The 19227-nt window shown below is 66.1% G+C and carries 17 protein-coding genes; 4 read left to right on the forward strand and 13 right to left on the reverse strand.

The window, feature by feature from the left end; all coding sequences use genetic code 11:
• Positions 1–35: 35 nt before the first annotated feature.
• Both EYW47_RS14110 and EYW47_RS14115 read right to left on the reverse strand, forming a co-directional pair.
• Positions 36–455: a response regulator transcription factor gene (locus EYW47_RS14110; RefSeq protein ID WP_240763683.1), complete on the reverse strand. Its 420-nt coding sequence runs from the start codon at positions 453–455 to the stop codon at positions 36–38.
• A gap of 22 nt (positions 456–477) precedes the next feature.
• Positions 478–1977, reverse strand: a complete 1500-nt coding sequence (locus tag EYW47_RS14115; RefSeq protein WP_165976558.1) for an ATP-binding protein — start codon at positions 1975–1977, stop codon at positions 478–480.
• Positions 1978–2259: 282 nt separating this feature from the next.
• Between EYW47_RS14115 and EYW47_RS14120 the strand changes: the two genes are divergently transcribed.
• Positions 2260–3477: an MFS transporter gene (locus EYW47_RS14120; RefSeq protein WP_133195459.1), complete on the forward strand. Its 1218-nt coding sequence runs from the start codon at positions 2260–2262 to the stop codon at positions 3475–3477.
• Between the two features lie 171 nt (positions 3478–3648).
• Here EYW47_RS14120 and EYW47_RS14125 read toward each other — a convergent pair whose 3' ends face one another.
• Positions 3649–4437, reverse strand: a complete 789-nt coding sequence (locus tag EYW47_RS14125) for an alpha/beta fold hydrolase (protein WP_165976559.1) — start codon at positions 4435–4437, stop codon at positions 3649–3651.
• 371 nt (positions 4438–4808) lie between these two features.
• Between EYW47_RS14125 and EYW47_RS14130 the strand changes: the two genes are divergently transcribed.
• Positions 4809–5699 carry a helix-turn-helix domain-containing protein gene (locus EYW47_RS14130; RefSeq protein WP_133195461.1) on the forward strand — a complete coding sequence of 297 codons (891 nt, stop codon included), beginning with the start codon at positions 4809–4811 and terminating at the stop codon, positions 5697–5699.
• Positions 5700–5784: 85 nt separating this feature from the next.
• Here EYW47_RS14130 and EYW47_RS14135 read toward each other — a convergent pair whose 3' ends face one another.
• From EYW47_RS14135 to EYW47_RS14150, 4 genes are all read right to left on the reverse strand, one after another.
• Positions 5785–6723: a fumarylacetoacetate hydrolase family protein gene (locus EYW47_RS14135; RefSeq protein WP_133195462.1), complete on the reverse strand. Its 939-nt coding sequence runs from the start codon at positions 6721–6723 to the stop codon at positions 5785–5787.
• 59 nt (positions 6724–6782) lie between these two features.
• On the reverse strand, positions 6783–8063 hold the full coding sequence (locus tag EYW47_RS14140) for an MFS transporter (protein ID WP_133195463.1): 1281 nt from the start codon (positions 8061–8063) through the stop codon (positions 6783–6785).
• Between the two features lie 104 nt (positions 8064–8167).
• Entirely contained in the window at positions 8168–9379 is a 1212-nt protein-coding gene (locus EYW47_RS14145) for an acetamidase/formamidase family protein (RefSeq protein ID WP_133195464.1), read from the reverse strand.
• Positions 9380–9415: 36 nt separating this feature from the next.
• A complete protein-coding gene (locus EYW47_RS14150) occupies positions 9416–9970 on the reverse strand; it encodes a GlcG/HbpS family heme-binding protein (RefSeq protein ID WP_205710071.1) in 555 nt (184 codons plus the stop codon).
• A 280-nt stretch (positions 9971–10250) separates the two neighbouring features.
• Between EYW47_RS14150 and EYW47_RS14155 the strand changes: the two genes are divergently transcribed.
• Positions 10251–10439 (forward strand): hypothetical protein, encoded by a 189-nt coding sequence (locus EYW47_RS14155; protein ID WP_133195465.1) that lies wholly within the window; start codon positions 10251–10253, stop codon positions 10437–10439.
• A 105-nt stretch (positions 10440–10544) separates the two neighbouring features.
• Here the strand turns inward: EYW47_RS14155 and EYW47_RS14160 are convergent, their stop codons facing one another.
• The 6 genes from EYW47_RS14160 to EYW47_RS14185 all read right to left on the reverse strand — a co-directional run bounded on the left by EYW47_RS14160 (position 10545) and on the right by EYW47_RS14185 (position 17861).
• Complete coding sequence (locus EYW47_RS14160; protein ID WP_133195466.1) at positions 10545–11675, reverse strand: YncE family protein; 1131 nt, start codon at positions 11673–11675, stop codon at positions 10545–10547.
• Between the two features lie 76 nt (positions 11676–11751).
• A complete protein-coding gene (locus tag EYW47_RS14165) occupies positions 11752–12858 on the reverse strand; it encodes a porin (RefSeq protein WP_133195467.1) in 1107 nt (368 codons plus the stop codon).
• A gap of 306 nt (positions 12859–13164) precedes the next feature.
• Positions 13165–14172 carry an ABC transporter permease gene (locus EYW47_RS14170; protein ID WP_133195468.1) on the reverse strand — a complete coding sequence of 336 codons (1008 nt, stop codon included), beginning with the start codon at positions 14170–14172 and terminating at the stop codon, positions 13165–13167.
• Complete coding sequence (locus EYW47_RS14175) at positions 14169–15155, reverse strand: ABC transporter permease (protein WP_133195469.1); 987 nt, start codon at positions 15153–15155, stop codon at positions 14169–14171. The genes EYW47_RS14170 and EYW47_RS14175 overlap by 4 nt, the downstream gene beginning before the upstream one ends.
• Complete coding sequence (locus EYW47_RS14180; protein WP_133195470.1) at positions 15155–16669, reverse strand: sugar ABC transporter ATP-binding protein; 1515 nt, start codon at positions 16667–16669, stop codon at positions 15155–15157. The genes EYW47_RS14175 and EYW47_RS14180 overlap by 1 nt, the downstream gene beginning before the upstream one ends.
• 85 nt (positions 16670–16754) lie before the next feature.
• Entirely contained in the window at positions 16755–17861 is a 1107-nt protein-coding gene (locus tag EYW47_RS14185; protein WP_240763684.1) for a sugar ABC transporter substrate-binding protein, read from the reverse strand.
• Positions 17862–18114: 253 nt separating this feature from the next.
• Between EYW47_RS14185 and EYW47_RS14190 the strand changes: the two genes are divergently transcribed.
• Positions 18115–19188, forward strand: coding sequence for a LacI family DNA-binding transcriptional regulator (locus EYW47_RS14190; RefSeq protein WP_133195471.1), 1074 nt, complete (start codon positions 18115–18117; stop codon positions 19186–19188).
• Positions 19189–19227: the final 39 nt, after the last annotated feature.

The following is a 19227-nucleotide window of genomic DNA, read 5'->3' on the forward strand; positions in this document are numbered from 1 at the left end:
AACCCAAAGGAAGCTCGAACGTTCGAACGAGCCCGCTACCCCGGTTCATCACGCCCAGGCTCGGTAGCCGACCCAACAGCCAGCCGCTCAACCACCTCAAGCATCTCATCAGAAGAAAACGGCTTATGCAAAAAAGCACGAGCCCCGCGCTCAAGCGCACGCCGAACGGCCTCGTCATCGGCATGCGACGAGATAAACACAATCGGCGCGGCCACGCGCTGCTCAATCAACCGCCGCTGCACCTCAAGCCCGTTCATCCCCTTGAGCTTCAAGTCGAGCAAAATGCAAGCGGCACCTACATGCCACGGCGAAGCAAGAAATTCCTCCCCTGAAGCGAACGACGCCGCGATATGGCCGGCCGATTGCAGCAGACTTGTCAGGCTTTTGCGTACCAGGACGTCGTCATCGACGATGCAGACAAGGGCCATTGAATTCAAACCCGATGTGGGATCCAATCCGGCGCACTCGCGCATGCGGTTACACGTACGCTGCGCTCGCCGGAACCGGCGTTGCAGCAGCAATCGAAACAGCGCGCGGCACCAACCGCACCGGCTTGTCGATTTCGGCGCGCGCGGCATAACGCTCGCCGAACTGCACATGCTCTCCCGCTTCCTCGAGCTTTTCGAGTGCATACGCACGCACGGACTCGAGCAGCGAATAGCATTTCGACAGGCCCGCCGAATGCACGACGAGCAGCGACTTGGACGCCAGATTGACCACGCAGTCGAGCACGGCGTCGCGGCTCAGTTGCTCGCACGTTGCCAGCGCGCACGCCGCCTCGAGCGTGAAAATGCCTGGGAACGCCGCGAGACGCCGCAACACGATGCGCTCGGCCTCGTCGAGCAACGCGTAGCTCCACTCGATGCTCGCCCGCAGGGTCCGGTGCCTCGCGGGAGCGGTGCGCAGGCCGCCCGACAGTGACAGCAGCGAGCGCTCCAGATCCGCAACGAGCCCCTTTACGCCAAGCGATGCGGCGCGCGCGGCGGCCAGCTCCAGCGCCAGCGGCAAGCCATCGAGCCGACGGCATACGTTGGCGATCGCCTGGAGCGTCTTCGGGTCGGCGGGGAACTCGGTGCCCATGGCGCGCGCACGGGCAACGAACATCCTGACTGCGCTGGACGCTTCGATATCGCTGCCGCCCGCCAGTGCGTCCGGCACGGCAAGCGGGCCAACCCGGTAGATGCGCTCGCAGGCAACCCGCAGCGGCTCACGGCTCGTCACGATCATCGAGGCCCCCGTGTTCGACGCGGCAATCGTCTCGCACACGGCCGCGAGCGCGTCCACGCAGCGCTCGCCATTGTCGAACACGAGCACCGCCTCGCTGGCGCCAATCTCGCGCAACACATCACCCATGTCGCCAGCGCCTGGCTCCTTCGCGCCGCGCAGCGCGCCAAGCAGCATGGCCACGAGCGCGCCGTGGCCGCTCACACAAGCCAGATCGACATGGCACGCCTGAACGCCGCGCGAGCAGGCCAATGCCGTCGCGACTTCGAGCGCCAGGTGCGATTTGCCCACGCCGCCGGGGCCCACCAACGTCACGAGCAACTCCCGCTCGACGAGGCCACGCAGCTCGGCCGCTTCGCGTTCCCGGCCGATCAAGGGCCACGTGCGTTGCGCCGCGCTCGCCCGCACCGGCACCGGCGCGGCAGCGGGATCGGGATCGCCTTGCGTCGCGTGCGCCGGTCCGTCCGCGGGCGGCGCAAGGCGATAGCCCCTGCCCGCCTCGGTGCGGATCCAGCCGCGCTTGCCGCCAAGCAGCTTGCGCAGCGTCGAAATGTGAACCTGGATATTGTTCTCGACGACGATCGTCTTTGGCCACACAACGCGCATGATCTGGTCCTTCGTGACCAGTTCGCCCGCGGCGCTGATAAGCAGTTCGAGAATTTCGAACGCCCGCGTCCCGATATGCTGGGGCACGCCGTCCACGAACACCTCGCGGCATTCCAGAGAGACCGCCACTCGACCGAAATTGTGCATTTCCCACGCTCTCCACATGTCCGCCGCCGCTGTGCGGCACGGCCAACCTGCGAGAGGTGCCTCGCGCGCTCAGGCGCCGAGGCGTTACCGCAGGGCTCGAACGTATGCTAGTGCGCGAGCCACCGGGGCACCATTATCCATGAGTCTAATACGCGATCTGCGGCGCCGACGGCCTCGCAAGGCGCCCATCCCCGTGCAAAGCAGCATTGCGCGGCGCCTCGATTCCCCGCTCGCGCAGCGCCCGCTATTCTCAACGCAACTCCTCTCGTTGAGGGCTTTACCATGAACTCCAATAGTCAAGCTTCCACGGCGCATGCCAGCGCGGCGACGCGCTTCGTCGCCATCGCGTTCGCCCTCGGTGTAACGATGGCGGGCGCCACGCTCGCGAGCCCGCTTTATCCGCTTTACGAGCAGGCGCTCGGCATCACGGCAGGCGGCGTCACGATCGTCTATTCCAGCTATATGGCGGGCGCCTTGCTGGCCCTGCTCGTGCTTTCCCATTTGAGCGATCACGTGGGGTTCGTCCACGCGTTGCGCATCTCCGTCCTGGTGCTGATTGCCGGACTGCTCGCCTCGGCGGCGGCCCATTCCTTGCCGGTGCTGGCGCTCGGCCGCTTCGCGATCGGCATCGCGGCGGGCATCGCGTCGAGTGCCGCGACCGCGGGCCTGATTGCTCTCGAGCCCGCAGGCCAGGTCAAGCGCGCCCAGTTGGTCGGCTCGATCATGAACATCGTCGGACTGGGGCTGGGGCCGTTCGCCGGCGGGGTCGTGGCACAGGTGCTGCCGCGCCCGCTGCTCACGCCCTACCTCGTGTTCGGCATCGCGGCGGTGCTTGCGTTACTGGCGCTCGTCGTGCATCCCGCCGACGCCGAGGTGACCCCGATCCGGCATTTCCGCCCGGCCCTGCGCTTCCAGGCGCCGAATGCGTCCGCGTGGCGTCCGTTCGCACTCGCCTCGCTCACGACCTTTACCGGCTACACCCTGTTCAGTCTCTTCGCCTCGCTCGCCCCCGCGGTCCTCGGCACGCTGCTGCCATGGCACGGTCCGGCCATCGCGGGCGCAGGCGTCGCCACGCTGTTTATCGGGTCGGCCATCGCCCAGTTCGCCTTGCGCAAGGTGGACGCACGGCGCGGCCTCGCGGCCGGCGCCATCGCGACCGGCGTGAGCGTTGCGTTGATGGCAACCTCGTTGCCGCTGCATGCCGGCACGCTGTTCATCGCAAGCGACTTGATCGGCGGGTTCGGACAGGGCCTCGCGTTCATGTCGGCGCTTGCGGTGATCAATCACATCACGCCCCCGGAACATCGCGCACGATCGATTGCGTCGTTCTTCTCGATTGCCTATCTCGGCGGCATCGTGCCCATCGTCGGACTCGGCCTGCTTGCGGACCGGATCGGACTCGACCTCGCCATTGCCGGACTCGCGGCGGTGATGTCGATCCTCGCGCTCGTGCTGGGCGCGCATGCGTACCGGTCCTCCGCGATCCGCAGCCATGCCTGAACGTGCAGTCGTACGGGGCTCGCGGGCGTTCGCGCGAGCTCCGTCGGCTGAAGCGCGAACGTCGGCGCGCGAATGGCTCGCACGTGGCCCGCAGATAGCGAGTACGTAGCCCGTACGTGCCCGCAGACGGGCCGCACGTGAGCTCCACCTCGCCCGCACGCGGCCCGGCGCTCAGCGCCCGTAGCGCAGCAAGAAGTCCCTCAGCAGCGGATTGACGTCGTGCGCGTGAGTCAGGTTCGGCGTATGCCCGGCCCCGGCCACGCTCACCATCCCTTTGCAGTTCGGCAGCCTCGCGGCCAGCGCTTCGCCGCAGCCGGGGTCGATGGCCGCATCGGCGTCGCCATGGAATACGATCGAAGCATGCGTGATGTCGCCGAGGCGCCTCGTGATGTCGTCGCGCGTGGTCAGCGCATCCACCGGATGATCGAAATGCTCGCGCGACAAGCGCTGCCATTTCGCAGTCCAGACCGATTCCTCATATTCGGGGCCGAGCAGAAACGACGCCAGGTGCCCGGCGACATTCTCGGCACCGTTGCGCGCCCATTCCGCCTTCAGTTGCTCGAACGACTCCGTAACCGTCGCGTCGTCGAGGTCGCTGCGCGTGGCGATCAGCGCGATCGCGCGGAACCGGTCGGGCTCCAGCAGCGCGGCGCGCATCGAAACGAAGCCGCCCTGCGACATGCCAACCAGCGACGCCGTTGCGATCTCCAGGTGATCGAGCAGGCCGATCAGGTCGCGCGCGGAATCCCAGTAGCTGAATGCCCGATCGGTCGGCCCCGTTGCGCCAAAGCCGCGCTGGTCCCACACAATGCAGCGGAAGATGTCTCGCAGGTTCTCGATGTTCGGCAGGAACATCTCCGAGTCCATCAGGAAGCCGTGGCTGAATACCACGACGGGTCCGTGCGGCGGACCGTATTCTTCGTAGGCAATGCGGATGCCTTCGCGTTCAAACCATGCCATTTCGCGCCCTCTCATCGTCTGCGATCTGCTGTCGTGCACGCGATATCGCGCACCGGTCTCACTATGAAGCGGTTCGTCCGCGCCGCGGTGATCGAATGAAGCGCTCACTTGCCTTATCGTCCAGAAATTGCTGCATGCCAACGCGACACCCCGCCGGGCTTGCGAGATTCGCGGGGCCGTATCGCTCCCCATGCAAGCCTGTGTCTTGTACCCATTGACTTGCCGTCGTTCATTTGATTTAGTGTCAAGCCTGAGAATGTTTCGATGTGCTTTCGACCGTGCGAGCGTGCCATTGCCATCGCGCGGCCCCGCACCGCCAACGACCCTGCGCATGCCGCGAAGGCAGCGCACCGCAACGAGAAGGACCCGGTATGCCCACCATGACGATCGATTCGGAGAAGCCAGTCTGGATCCTGCAAGGGGAATTTGGCCGCGCGACGGTCAATTTCATCAGCCGTCCGCTCGTCGCGCACGCGCACGCGCAATACCAGTTCCTGTTCAAGCTCGGCGGCGCCGACTGCGGCTTTCGCATTGGCGCACAAGACTGCACGCTCACGAGCGAGCGGGCGATTTGCCTGAATCCGTGGATCGAGCACGCGAAGAGCGGCACGGACGAGATGCCTTCGATGATCCTCTCGCTGGTCGTCGAGCCGCAATGGCTGCGCGCACGGCTGCAGCTCGCGGAATTCGGTCCCGCGGGCATTTTTCCCGAACCGGTGGTCGTCGTCACGCCGGACGTGCGCCATCACGTCGAACGCCTCGCGGCCGCGATCACCCACCACCTCGTCGCGCAAGACGAAGGCGGCCTGCCGATTCTCGAAGACCTCGTCTCGGCGCTCGGGCGCGATTTCGCGGATCCGGCGCTGACCACAGGCATCGCGCCTTCCACGCGCCCCGTCGACTTCCGCATCCGCAAGGCGCTCGACTTCATCAAGCGCTCGCCCGAGCCCAATCCGAGCGTCGCGCAAGTCGCCGCGCAGGTCGGCCTCTCGCGCTCGCGCTTCTTCGAGCAGTTCCGCCGCTGCATGGGAATCTCGCCGCAGCACTACATCGACTGGGTACGCATGTCGCACGCCATCCAGTTGCTGGGCGCGAGCGACCGGCCGCTAGCCGAGATCGCCGACGAACTGGGCTTCGAGGAACATAGCCACTTCACACGCTTTTTCTCGCAGCACATGGGCGTGCCGCCCAGCGAGTTTCGCCGCCACTCGGTGGTGCTGAACCAACCGGAAAATCAGGCGGAAAACCAGGCGGAAGACTGAGCGAACAACTGAGAGAAGAAGCGGGGCGAAGCGGCGCGCCTCGCCCAAGCGCGCCCGGTGCTCACGCCGGGCGCGCGACACCTGCTTATTGCGGATTGCCCTGGAAGGCGGGATCGGTAATCACGGGATTGCGCAATACGCCGAGTCCGTCGATTTCGATTTCCACCACGTCGCCCGAGCGCATATGCACGAGCCCGGGCGTCGGGAACGGGCCGTACTGGCGCGACAGGTCCCGGCCTTCCACGTCCTCGGGCTGCGGCTTGAGCGCGCCCGGCGTGCCCATCGCGATCAGATCGCCGGGCCGCAGCCGGTAGCCGCGGCTCAGGTAGCTGACCGTGTGCGCGACATCGATCAGCATGTCGTCGAGCGGCGCGCGTTGGCGCACCACGCCGTTGATGCGCGTGAGCACACTATGGCTCGCGGGATCGCCGAATTCGTCCGGCGTCATCAGCCACGGCCCATACGAGCCCGACGCCTCGAAATTCTTCCCAAGACCGAATTGCCGGTTGTGCATCTGATATTCGCGCACCGAGCCTTCGTTCAGGCACGTATAGCCCGCGACATGCTCCAATGCCCGCTCGACCGGAATATCGCGCCCCGGCTTGCCGATGATGACGCCAAGCTCGCCTTCGTAATCGAATGCGCGCGCCACCGAATACGGCGGTGCGAAGATCGGCTCGCCCGCCCCGACGTAGGACGCCTCGGTGCGCAGGAACAGGTGCGGAAAGTCGGGGTTGGTCTGCAGGCCGGTCTCCGCGATATGGCTCTTGAAGTTCAGCGCGAGCGCCCACATGGCATTGGGCCGACGCAAGAACGGCTTGAGCGTCACGTCGGCGAGCAGGCGGTCTCCTGAGCGGCCCGCAGTGGCCTCGCGCAAACGGGCCAACCCGTCTTCGCGTTCGAGAATCTCGATCAGGTCCGCCGGCAAATCGGGCGCGACGTCCGCGACGGCAATGAAATGAGTCGGGCTGGTGACGACGCCCAGCGCGGTACGGCCGGCGTCCAGATAGGCAATGATTTTCATCGGTAGGGGTACAGGTAGGTCGAATTGAGTGGGCCAGGCGGCAGCGTGCCGCCGGTGATTCAGGCAGACGGCAACGAACGGGCGGCGGCGCGCTTTCCGGCGGCCGACAGCGCAGCGAGCACGACGATCGCGAGGCAAGCCGGCACGATCGCGGTCAGCACGATGTCGCGCGGCGCCCAGCCGAGCGAGAGCAGCGCGCCGCCAATCGCGGGGCCGACGAACGAGCCGACGCGTCCCAGCGCATGCCCCCAGCCCACGCCGGTTGCACGCAGGTGCTCGGGATAGAACGCGACCGCGAGCGCGGTCTGCCCCATGATCCCGTTGACGAGCCCCGCGCCGATGGCCCCGATCAGCAGCAGCACGGTCACGGGCGGCACGGCGGCATGGGAGAGCGTGGCGATGCCCGCGATCACGGCCACGATGCCCACCGTCAACGCCGTTTTCACGCGCACGTTGCCGGCCAGCGTCATCGCCGTGACGGCCGCGGTCATCAGCAGATTGCCGCTGAGCCCGCCGATGCTGAACGCCGCCATGCCGGCCGGCGCATGCTCGAGCGAGAAGCCGAACGAGAGCAGCAGGGTCGGCAGCCAGAACAGCAGCGCGTAGACGTCCATGAAGATCAGGAACGAGAACAGCCACAGCAGGCCCGTATAGGCGGCGAATCCCTCGCCGAACAGCGCCTTCACCGGGTTCGCGCGCTTTTGCGCCGCTTGCCCGGCCTGCGGGGACGCACCCGCCTGGAGGATGCGGTAGAACGCCGGTGCAACGACGAACGGCAGCGCGCCCCCGAGCACGAACACCGCCTGCCAGCCGAAGCGGTGCATCAGCGGACCACCGACCACGCCGCCGATCACCGCGCCAACCGACATGCCCGTTGTCACGAGCAACGACGCCGCCACCTTGTGCCGCGCGCCGATAATCGACGCCGATGCGGAAATCGCGATCGGCAGCGCGGCGCCGAGACCGATCGCCGAAAACAGCCGCATAGCCGAGAGCGCGGCGACATTGCCCGCATACATCGTGAGCCACGTGGCGCCGCCGAACAGCACGACGCTGGCAAGACCGACGAGGCGGTGCCCGAAACGCTGCGCAAGCGATCCAGTCACGATGAAGCCGATAGCGGCGCCGACGTTGGTCGCAACGAAGACCGGCGTGAAAGCCGCCGCGCTCAACTGCCAGTCGTGCGCGAGCGTTGGCACTACGAACGAAATCGACGTGGTATTGAAACCATCGAGCACCACGACGAGAAAACAGACGAACAGCGCGAGACGCCAGCCGGTACGGCCAGCCTCCGGGATCGCATCGCCGGCCGCAACGGGCCTGGACTCTTCCATATTCATGACCTTGCCTCCTTGCGGCGCGCGCGTCCGTGTCACGAACGACCACGCGCCGCATCCATGCTCAACAACACTGAACAACGCTCAACAACCGAGGACCGTGCGCCTTACGCGCGCACGTAAGCGGAAATACGACGCTGCATGTCCGCCGAGAAAATGCGCTTGGGCAGCATGCAGTGAATGCCCTTCGGGGGCTTGGTCGCGTAGACGGTGTGGGTCTGGTCCGCGAACTGCGTCACGCGGAAGCTGCCCGCCACGCTGAAGATGCCGTAGCAGTCTTCCGGCGCGATGCCGGTGGCGGCCGACATCCAGCCGATCATCTGGCGCAGGCACGCAACGAGCGAACTATCGAGGCTATCGGCGAAGCCGAAGCCGATCCAGTGCTCAGGCGTTTCCGCCATCGGGCCGTCGAGCGCCTTGTTCTTGTGCAGCACGTACTGGATGCGCATTTCCTCGAACGCGGTCTCAATCGAGGTCTGGTCGACGTTGCCCTCGCCGGACGCCCCCATCGAACCGCCGGTCCACACGCGGCCGCCGCTCTGCTGCACCGGCAGGAACACGGAACTGCCGGGGTTCAGCACCGCGCAGTCGAGGTTGCCGCCGTAGCTGCCCGCAAAGTTCGCGCTGACGGGCCGGTCGCCGGGCGGTTGCGTGCCCAGGTAGGCCTGGAACGGGTTGACCGGAATCTTGACCCCCGGCACATAGTCCACATAGGTCCGCGCATCGTCGAACTTCAGATAGCGCAGGTACGGCGGGAAGTCGTGCGGCAGCGCGCCGACGCCCGGCGGCGCCGAGTTCCAGCCCCAGTAGATCGGCCGCATCTTCAGCAGCCGGCATTCGATCAGATCCCCCGGCTCCGCGTCGGCAATCACCACGGGCCCAATCAGCGAGAACGCGCCGTTCGGATACTTCTTGCGGATCGGCTCGCGCTCCTTGAAGCCCATTCCATACTTGGGCTCATTGCCCCAGTTGGTCCACGTGCCGTCGTACCAGACCGTGTCGCCGGAGCTGATCGTCACCGCGGCCGGACGGCCCGGATCCATCTGTCCGACCTGCACGGTGTCCCACGACGGCACGAGCTTCACGACCTTGCCGCCCGGCAGGGGCCGCATCGCGGCGCTGCCCGAGCCCGCCGCGCCCGGCGTGGCGGCCGAAGCGGTGCGCGCGAGCCCAACGGCGCCTGCCGCGAGCGCGCCAAAGCCGAGCTTGAGCATCGTGCGCCGGCACAGGGCGGTCGCATCCTCGGTGCTCGCGCGCGCCGCCTCCATGCCGTTTGCCGCAGCGTCGCCCGGGTTCAATGTATCGCTGGTGTTTTTCATACGTCGTCCTGACATGATTTCAATAAAGAGGTCTCGTCACCGCGAGGTGCGCGCGCCGAATGCCTCGATGGCCTGCTTGAGCACTTCGTCGTCGATCGCGGACGGCGCGCCGCCCGCACCCACCGCGCCCAGCAGGTGCCCGTCCTGGAACACCGGGAACACGCCGCGGCCGGGTAAAAACGGCGCGTAGTAGCCCGCGCCGGAAACATTGCTGTACTCCGAAGGATCGTCGCGATAGCGCTGTTCGAGCGTCACGCCCGACTGGCCGCCGAGCGCGACGGATGCAAAAGCCTTGCCGCGCGCGAAGTCGACCGTTGCAAACGGCGCGCCGTCCATGCGCACCGCCGCGAGCAGATGGCCGCCCGGATCGACGACCGCGAAACTCATCGCGAGATGCCGCGCATTGGCGGCCGCCACCGCGATGCCGAGCAGCTTCTGCGTTTGCGCATAGCTCAGCGTGTAGGTGGTTGTCGGCGCGAGCGGCGCCGGCTCCTCTGCCGCCGCCCCCGCCGCGCCCAATGCCGCCGCGGCGCACACGGCTGAAACGATGGCCGCGCCTGCCGCCCGGTAAACCCAGAGCCTGACGTTCAACTTCTTTTCCTCCTTCTCACCAACCGTTTGCGTTACACCACAGCGTACGGGCAGGCAGTCGAAAGTCGATGACCGCAAAGCCCGGGCGCTTACCGGCAAGTCCGAAAAAATCCGCCTTGCGCGGCGCTCCGTTCGAAGTCCTTTTCGACCGGCAATCGAAACCGCGACCGCCAGGTTTTCAATTCCGGTCACGATCCAGGGTATTCACGTATCAATGCTGTCCGCCCGCGCTGCCTAGGCTAGATTCAGGTGCCCGCGTTCCGGCACCTGGAGAATCGCCATGAAGACCTGGATGCTGGGCACCGCACTCGTGCTCGGTGCATTCGCGACGGCAACGTCCACTGCGCACGAGCACTTTCACGTCAACCACGAGCACACTTACCCGCACTACCATCCGCCACAGCCGCAACAAGACACGGGCAATGCCGCGCGGCCCGCACCGGACCCGCGTGACGCGCACACGGGCTGAGCCCCGCTGAGCGAAAAGCTTCCTCACACGGCAAAAAAACCCGCGAGGCGCTCGCTTGGACGCCTCGCGGGCAACCCGCATCGCTGCACTGGAGACTGCTTGCCGTTACTCCGTACCGAACACCGATACGCCAGTCCCGGCGAAATCCGGCTTCGGTCCTTTCGCGAACGGCACGAACACGTGGTGCGATTCACCGTCGACCGCCACCGAGTGCGAGCCGGTGCCCGTCGGCACGACGGCGACGAGGCTGCGCGTGCTGGCGTCAACGATGCCCAGCGACGGATCGAACTTCGCCGCCTTGTTGCCGACCTGCGAGACGTTGTCGGCCGAATGATGGCCGGCGGCGAGGAAGTAGCGGTTCGAAACCGGGTCGTAGACCGCCTCGTCGGTGCCGCCGAACGGCAGTTCGGCCAGCGTCGTGCCGTTGGTGCGGTCGATGATCACGCTGGTCTGCTTGCCGCCTTCGTCGGGGTCGCAGCCGATCAACGCGTCGTTGCCCGGCCCGATTGCGAGACCGGTCGGACCTTCGCAGCCCTTGAGCTTGAACACCGTGGCGACTTCCGGCTGGCCCGCGAGCACCGACTTCACCGGAATGATGTCGACTTCACCCTTCGGGTTCGCCTTCGTGCCGTCGTTGTTCAGCACGAAGTTCTGCCCTTTCGGATCGTAGGCACACGCTTCGAGGCCGGTCGAATCCTTCAGCGGCAGCTTGGCGATGACCGACTGCGTATCGGTGTTGATGAAGGTCGCGAACGGCGGCTCTTCGGCGCCGCTCGAGAACATCACCACATGGTGCACGGGGTCGAGGCAGCCTTCGTCGGCGCGAATGCCCGAGTTGCTGACTTCGATACGCTTGACGAGCTGCTTCGATGCCACGTCGATCACCTTGACCGCATTCACGTCGCCCACGTACACGAGCGACGATCCCGGGATCGGAATCACGCCGGACGGTCCCGACTTGTCGTGGTTCGGCCCGATGCCCGCGAAGTCCGCGGAGATACGGTCACGCACCGTCAAGGTCTTCGCGTCGATCACGTCGAGCGTGGCGTTCGAGCCATCGGCCAGGTAGTAGTTGCCATCGGATGCCGCGCTGATGTCAAAGCCAAATGGCTTCGCGCTCGTCATCGGAATGTTGGTGATCAGCTTCGGACCGTTGCTGGGTGCATCGCTCGCCCAAGCCATCGCTGCGGCGGCAATCGCGCCCGTCAGCATGGTGGCACCAAGAATTTTCTTCATGTTTCGACTCCTCCAAACCCTGTGTTGATGTGTCCGGCCCGTGCCGGGATGAAATATTGCTTACTGCTGCGCGCGCTCAGAAGCTGTGATAGATGCCGACACGCACGTCCGCCTGCTTGCCCGTCAGCGACGGCTCGAAGCTCGCGCCGATCACGGCGTCCACGCCGGCCGAAGCCTTCAGGTAATCGCCCGAGATATAGACCTGCGTGCGCTTGGACAACGCATACAGCGCGGCGGCCGTCACCTGGTTCCACGTGTGGCCCTCGAAGCCCGTGTGCTGATAGCCGCCAACGAGCTGGACCGAGGGCGTCACCTGCCAGGTCGCGCCGCCTTCCCAGACATGCATCACCGACTTCGCTTCGAGATACTTGAGAACCGTGTCGCTGAAGTTGCCGTACAGCGTGACGTTGCCGATCGCATAGGACGCGCCGACGCCCAGCGTGCCGAGCGAACGGATCTGGAACGAAGGCGCGAGATCGGTCGCCGTGTTGTCCGTCACGCTCGCGACCTGCTGCCCGAAGAACGAGTGCACGCCGATCTGCGCATACGGGTCGATCGTGGGCGTCGCGACATACGTGTAGGCCGTGGCGATCGTCAACGGGCCGTTCGCATATTGCGCGCCGGCGCTCCAGCCGCTGTTGTCGTGGAAGCTGCCCGGCGTATTGCTGAACCCGAACATGCCGCCGAACGTCAGGCCTCCGAACAACTCCGGGCTCACATACTTGATCGAATTCTTCAGGCGGTCGTTGTTCGTGTGGTCGAAGTCGCCCTGGTGAATGGCGTAGCCGCTGCCCGCCGAGCTCACGTTGAACTGACCGAAGTAATCGGCGCTGAAATCGAACTGATTGCCGAGCGAGATCGTGCCGTACGGCGACTGGATGCCGACCCAGGCTTGTTGCCCGAACAGCGTATTCGGCTGGTTCAGCTGGCCGTTGCTCAGGTTAAAGAGCGACGAGAGCTTGAACAGTGTCGTGTAGCCCCCGCCGAGATCCTCATGGCCCGAGAGAATCCACAGGTTCGGAAACAGCACGCCGCTGTCCATCTTCTCGTTCGAGTGGCCGCCTTCGTTGTTGACGTACGTGATGCCTTCGTCCAACCGGCCCGACAGCGTGACGTTGCTCTGTGCCAGCGCGCCGCTGCTCATCACGGCGCCTACCAGCGCAGCTATCATTGTTTTCTTCATCTCCACCTTCCCCTCCATGTTTCCGGCCGTTCACCGGACGTTGATCGCAATCGAACTCCAAACCATCCGTACTACGAATTATTTTTATGTCGCTTCCATCGCGTGAATCGATCGGCCTTCGCGCGCTACTTGCTGGAATCAGGCCGGGGACGCCGCTACCTTTTCGCTCCCCTCGCCCCGCCTGAATCCACACTCCCTGCGCTACCGCATCGTTGACTCGATGTTATGCGGGATCGGTCAGGAACCCTTCGTCGATCAGTCTCGCCGCTTGTCAAATCGTCTCTTTGTTATTGCTGTGAACAGGCTCTAGCGTGTGCGTGCGCGCTGGCGCCGCGCGAGCGCATCCGCCAGCACGGCGAGCAGCAGGATCGCGCCCACCACCATCGGCTGCCAGTTGGCGTCAAGGTTCAGCAGATTCATGGCGTCGATCACGAGCGCAAGCGTCACGCATCCGAACAAGGTCCCGAGCAGCGTGCCCGTGCCGCCGAACAGCGACGCGCCGCCGATCAGGATCGCGGCAATCGCCGGCAGCAGGACCGGTTCGCCCATCGCCGAATCGGCCGCATTCACGCGCGCCAGATACACGATTGCCGCGATGCCCGCCATCAGGCCGCTGATCGTGTAGACCGCGATGCGGCGGTTGCGCACTGGGATGCCGGACAATCGCGCGGCTTCGGCGTTGGCGCCGATCGCATAGATCTCGCGGCCGAAATTCAGGCGCGCGGTGAGGACGGTGCCGCCGATCAGCACGGCCAGCATCATGTAGACCGGCAACGGCACGCCAAGCCAGAACCCGGTTCCGAGCGCGCGAAATCCCGCGGGAAAACCGAAGATTTCGTTGCCGCCCATGTAGTGAAACGCGAGCCCCTGGACGATCCACAGCATGCCGTAGCTCGCGAGAAACGGCGGCAGGCGCAGCAGCGTGACGGCGAGTCCGTTCAGGAGGCCGATCGATGCGCCGCATCCCATAGCGGTCGCGACCGCCAGCATGGGCGACCCGCCGGACTTCATCGCGCCTGCGGCGAGACAGGCGGAAAGCGTCAGGTTCGCGGCGATCGACAGGTCGAAGCCGCCCGAGAGGATCACGAGCGTGAGCCCGGAGGCCAGCAGGAACATCAAGCTCGCCTGCCGCAGGACGTTGAGCAGATTCGCGGAGGTCGCGAAGCCGTCGGTGGCGACGGTGAGCGCCAGCGCAATCGCAGCGATCAGCACGATCCGGTAGACGAGCGCGGCGGTCTCGGCGCTCGCGTGGCGGCGGACGTCGAGCCGGCCGACGTGGTTCAGCAAGAACCGGGAGGGATTCTGGATGCTCATGCATGGGCTCCAACGAAACGGGATTTGCGAAGGCTGTCGACGAGGATGACGAGCAGGACCAGCACGCCGACGGACACGACTTGCAGCGACGACTCAACGCCCAGCAGGTTGAGGGCATTGCGCAGCATGCCGATCGTCACGACGCCCAGCACCGTGCCGGTCAGCCAGCCGTCGCCGCGCTCGAACGACGTGCCGCCGAGCACCACGGCGGCGATCGCGTCGAACTCGATGCCGATGGCGGCATTGGGCTCGGCCGCGTTCATCCGGCCGACGAGCAGCAGCGCGGCGAGCCCGGCGAACAATCCGCTCAGCACGTAGATTGCGGCGTGGAAGATCCTGGCCTTGACGCCGGCCAGCGTGAGCGCGTCGCGATTGCCGCCGATCGCGAACACGTAAGCGCCGAATTTCGTGTGATAGAGCACGAGGTGCGTGAACGCCCAGGCGGCCAGCGCGCAGACGATCGGAAACGGCACGCCAAGAATCGACATCGCATAGAGTTGCGCCACCGCTGGCGTCACGACCACGACTGCGTTGCCGTCCGTGAGCACCAGCGCGATGCCGCGCGCGATGCCCAGCATCGCGAGCGTGACGACGAACGGCGGCAAGCCGAGTTGCGCGATGAGCACGCCGTTCACGCCGCCTGCCAGCACGCCGACGGCAGCCGCCGCGAGCAGCGCGGGCACAATGCCCGCGCCCAGCGCGAGCGCCTGCGCGAACACGACGCCGCCAAGACTGAGCACCGCGCCCACGGAGAGGTCCAGCCCTTCGCTCAAGATCACGAGCGTCATCGGCATTGCGATCACAATGAGCATGGCGATTTGCAAGCCGATGTCCGAGACATTGCCGCGCGTGGCGAACCCCGGCACGCCAATCGCCGCAAGCACCGCGAGCGCGACGCTGACCCATACGACGGACGGCAGCGGCCGGCGCCGCCGCCCGCCCGATTCGATTCGCAGTGCTTGCTTTACAAAATTCGCTATCATCACGCCTCCTCATGCATGGCCAGGGCCAGAATGTTGCGCTCGCTGAGCCGTTCTTTCGGCAGCTCGCCCGAGATCGCGCCTTCGCGCATCACGTATGCGCGATCGCACACGTGCACGATTTCCGAAAGCTCCGAGCTGATCAGCAGCACTGCGGCCCCCTCTTCAACGAGGCGCTCGATCAGCGCGAAGATTTCCGTTTTCGCGCCGATGTCGATGCCGCGCGTCGGTTCGTCGAAGATGAAGAAACGGCAGCCGGCGCTCAGCCATTTGCCGATCACGATCTTCTGCTGGTTGCCGCCGCTCAGGTACTGCGCGCGCTTGCCCGGGTCGCCCGGCGCGATCCGCAGCGTCTCAATCAACGTGCGCGTCGCGCGCCGCGCCTGCTCCGCCTGGTACCAGCCCTTCGGAAACAGCCGCCACAGGCTCGCGGCCAGCAGGTTCTCGTGCACCGAGCGCGTGAGCGCGAGGCCTTCCTGCTTGCGGTTCTCGGGGATCAGGCCCACGCCGCGCGCCGCCACCTTGTGCGGGCCGCCCGTGACCTGGGCGCCGAAGATCTCGACCCGGCCGCTCTGGATCGGGTCCGCGCCGAACACGGCCCGCACGACTTCCGAGCGCCCTGCCCCCACGAGGCCCGAGAGCCCGACGATCTCGCCGCAGCGCACGTGCAGGTCGACGCCATTCACGCCGCTCGCGGTCCGCAACTGCTTCACCTCCAGCGCCATCTCGCCCGGCGTGCCGACGTAGCGGCGCTGGTAGACGGTGCCCACCTGGCGGCCGACCATCAGCGCGATCAACTCGTCCGGTGTCGTGTCGGCGGCCATCGTCGACTTCACGAGGCGCCCGTCGCGCAGCACGGTCACGCGGTCGCCGAGGTCGAACACCTCCTTCATCCGGTGCGAGATATAGACGATCGCGACACCCGCATCGCGCAGCTTGTGCACGACCGCGAACAGCGCGTCGGCTTCGCGGTCCGAGATAGCCGCGGTGGGCTCGTCCATCACGAGCACGCGCGCCTCGTGCGAGAGCGCCTTCGCGATCTCGACCATCTGCTGCTGCGCGACGCCCAGCTCGGCGGCCTGCATGCGCGTGTCGTACGCGAGTCCCAGTTGGGCGAGCGCGGCCGCTGCATCGGCATGCATGCGGCGGTGATCGACGAGGCCGAGGCGGTTGCGCGGCTCGCGCCCGAGATAGATGTTCTGCGCGATCGAGAGATGCGGGACGAGCGAGAATTCCTGGAAGATCACCGCGATGCCGAGGCGCTTCGCATCGGCGGGCGAGGCGATCGAGACCGGCTCGCCGTCGTAGAAAAATTCGCCGGCGTCGGCGCGGTAGGCGCCGAACAGCACCTTCATCAGCGACGACTTGCCGGCGCCGTTTTCGCCCAGCAGCATGTGCACCTCGCCGGGATACAGCGCCAGATCGACGTCCGTGAGGGCGCGCACGCCGGGAAAGCTCTTGCAGATCTTGCGCAGTTCGAGCCGCGGCAAGGAGCCGGCCGAAGTCGTGGTTTCCATGGTTACCTCTGCAGTGCGAACTAGATGTTTCCGATGCACGGGCGACACGCGGACGATGCGCGCGTGTCGCCAGCGTATCGTCAGGTCAGTTGCTGACTACGTCGCCCCACTTGGGACACTGCCGCTGGTCGCCCGGCAGCTCGAACGGCGCATAGTTGGTCTTGTCGATCACAATGCCTTTGATCAGGATGTTCGACGGCACGGGTTCCTTGCGCAGTGTGCGCACCGCGGCCATCGTCGCGATACAGCCCATCTTGAAGCCGTTGAATTCGGCGGTTGCAAGCAGGCGCCCGTCCTTGATCGCCTTCACCGATTCCGGCACGCCGCCAATGCCCACGACTTTCGTGTCCTTGCGGCCGGCCGCTTCGAGCGCCTCGATCGCGCCCATCGCCATCACGTCCGCCGCCGCCAGCACGCCATCGATCTTCGGATTCGACTGGATCAGGTTCTCCGTCACCTGAAGGGCCTGGAGGCGCTGGTAATTCGCGGGTTGCGACGCAAGCAGGTGCACGTTCGGGAATTCCTCGAGCGCCTTCTTGAAGCCGCGCACGCGCTCGTCGCTCGTGGTCGACCCGCGCACGCCTTCGAGGATCACGACGTTGCCCTTGCCCCCCATGCTCGTGAACAGATAGCGCGCCACGTCGTGGCCGAGATCGAAATCGTCCGCGACCACCACGGAGGCGAACTTGCCGCCAGCGACGCGATCGTTGTAGTTGACGACAGGGATGCCGATCGCGTTGAGCTTCTCGATCTCCGGCACCACGCCGCGCGGGTTGACGCCCATGAACAGGACCGCGCCGGGCTTCTTGACGCTTACGTCCTCGAGCTCGCTCAACTGCTCGCCCAGGTCGTTCGGGCGCGTGGGCGCATAGTGCGTGACGGACACGCCGAGCTGCTTCGCGGCCGCATCCACGCCCGCATGCACGAGCGCGAAGTGCGGGTCCACCTGGTTCTTGTAGAACGCAGCGAGGGTCTCGCTCGCGGCGAATGCGCCGCCGCCGCTGGCGAGGCCCACTGCGGCCACGCCAGCGGCCATCATGCGTACGGCGTTCCACCTGCCCAGTGCTGCCTGTTTCTGTTTCACGTTCGTCTCCTTCCACCTGTTCGCCGGCTCTTCCCATGCCGCCGCGCGCGCACCGGCGAGCGCCATGCCTGGCGCCGCCGGCTCGTCGAGCAGCCCGATGTTATGCAACCGTTTGCATCCTTCGACGCGTGCCGGGCTTGCTCGCCCAGCGTTTCGCATCGCTCTGTTCCGCACGCTTTTCGGTCTGGTTCGTGTGCGACCTTGCATCCGGTCAGACTCTATGCAAACGTATGCATATGCTACTGCCGAACAATTTGTTGTCAATGCGTACTTGCCGCTGAAAACACTAGGGTTTTCCACTGCAACGTTGAAAGCAACCCTTTGCATCGATAGAATCGGATCACACCCAGCGACCCATTCCATGACCACAAAATCCGATACGCGCACCGTGACCCGCGTGACCATCCGCGAGGTGGCGGCCGCCGCCTCCGTCAACGCCTCGACCGTCTCGCGCGTGCTGAACCCGGCAACGCGCCACCTGATCGGCGACGAGGTCGTGCGCCGCGTGCTGGCGGCGGCCAAGGCGCTCGGCTATCGGCAGAACCGTCTCGCCGCGGCGCTGCGCGGCGGCCAATCGCGCGTGATCGGCGTGTGCCTGCCCGATATCGAGAACCCGGTGTTTCCACCCATCGTCTGCGGCATCACCGAAGCCCTCGCGGCCGAGGGCTACGGGGTGCTGATCGCGAACATCGTCGGCAAGATCAAGGAGCAGGAGCGCCAGGTCGAGCAAATGCTCGAGCGCCGCGTTGACGGGCTCGTGCTGGCGACGGCAGCCCGCCAGGATCCGCTCGTGCGCCGCTGCATCCTCGACGGCGTCCCGCTCGTGCTCGTCAATCGCGGCGAGGACGGCGGCCAGGTGCCCGAAGTGGTCAACGACGATTTCCTGTCGATGCGCCTCGCCGTTGCGCATCTCGTCGGGCTCGGCCACACGCGCATCGCCCACCTCGCGGGTCCGCAGCGGCTCGCGACGGGCCTCTCGCGGCTGCAGGGCTTCCAGATCGCCTCGCAACAGCATGGCGTGGCGGGGAGCGTGGTCGTGGAGGCCGCGGAATTCACGCGCGAAGCGGGGCGTGCCGCGTGCGAGCGGTTACTCGACGCCCATCGCGACGTCACGGCGATCGTCGCGGCGAACGACCTGATCGCGCTCGGCTGCTACGAGGTGTTCGCGGCGCGCCGGATCGCGTGCCCCGGCGCCATTTCCGTGATCGGCCACAACGACATGCCGCTGCTCGACATGCTCAATCCGCCGCTGACCACGCTGCGGATCCAGCATCGCGAGATGGGCCGCCAGGCGGCGCGGCTCCTGCTCGGGCGGATCGCCACGCCCAGCGCCGCGCCGCTGCGCATCACGCTGGCGCCGGAACTGGTGATTCGCAGCTCGACCGCGGCGCCACGCGCGGTTTCGCGCAAGACTGCTGGAGTTGGCGCCGCCTGAGGGCGCCATTTGAGTGACCTTGCCCTGGCTCGACGAATC

The sequence above is a fragment of the Paraburkholderia silviterrae genome (genome assembly GCF_004353915.1).
GTDB lineage: Bacteria > Pseudomonadota > Gammaproteobacteria > Burkholderiales > Burkholderiaceae > Paraburkholderia > Paraburkholderia silviterrae.